The sequence below is a fragment of the Paracoccus panacisoli genome (assembly GCF_042435015.1).
Taxonomy (GTDB): Bacteria; Pseudomonadota; Alphaproteobacteria; order Rhodobacterales; family Rhodobacteraceae; genus Paracoccus; species Paracoccus panacisoli.
Map to the genome: position 1 here is coordinate 1 of NZ_JBHMQU010000120.1, position 689 is coordinate 689.

At 67.1% G+C, this 689-nt stretch carries 2 protein-coding genes; both read left to right on the forward strand.

The window, feature by feature from the left end:
- Nucleotides 1–294: IS66-like element accessory protein TnpA (gene tnpA / locus ACFHYO_RS16075; RefSeq protein ID WP_394321744.1), on the forward strand; the 294-nt coding region annotated here is incomplete at its 5' end.
- Complete coding sequence (gene tnpB / locus ACFHYO_RS16080) at nt 291–641, forward strand: IS66 family insertion sequence element accessory protein TnpB (RefSeq protein WP_394321746.1); 351 nt, start codon at nt 291–293, stop codon at nt 639–641. The genes tnpA and tnpB, both read left to right, overlap by 4 nt.
- Nucleotides 642–689: the final 48 nt, after the last annotated feature.

Sequence of the window (689 nt, forward strand, 5' to 3'; positions counted from 1 at the left end):
CGTCAGGTGGCGGCGACGGCCCGGCGGCATGGTGTGTCACGTTCTCTGCTGACGATATGGCGGCGGCAGTATCGAGACGGCGCGCTTGGGACCGACGCGCTGCCTGCGTTCATCCCGCTGACGCTACCGCCAGGGCCGCCGGCGGCAATGCCCGTAGCAGCACCAGTGGCAGGGCATGACACAGCTGACGTGCAGCTCGAGATCGTGCTGAGGAACGGGCGGCGGCTCCTGATCCCCTCCGCGGTGGACCCGGAAGTTCTGGTCCGGCTCCTCCCGGTTCTGGACGATCGATGATCGCCTTCCCGGCGGGGGTGCGCGTCTGGATCGCGGGCGGGGTCACCGACATGCGGCGCGGCATGAACACGCTGGCGCTGGCGGTGCAACAGGGGCTCGGGCGCGATCCGCATGCGGGCGAGATCTTCTGCTTTCGCGGGCGCAGGGGCGACCTGGTCAAGCTGATCTGGCATGACGGGGTCGGCATGTCGCTCTACACCAAGCGTCTCGAGGCCGGGAAGTTCATCTGGCCGACCAGCGGGGCCGGTGAGGCGGTGCAGATCTCTGCGGCCCAGCTCGGGTATCTTCTGGAAGGGATCGACTGGCGCAATCCGCGCTGGACACAACGCCCTGCAAAGGCCGGATAAATCGACCCCATCAGCCTTATTTCATGGGCTTTCCGATGCCGGCATGAT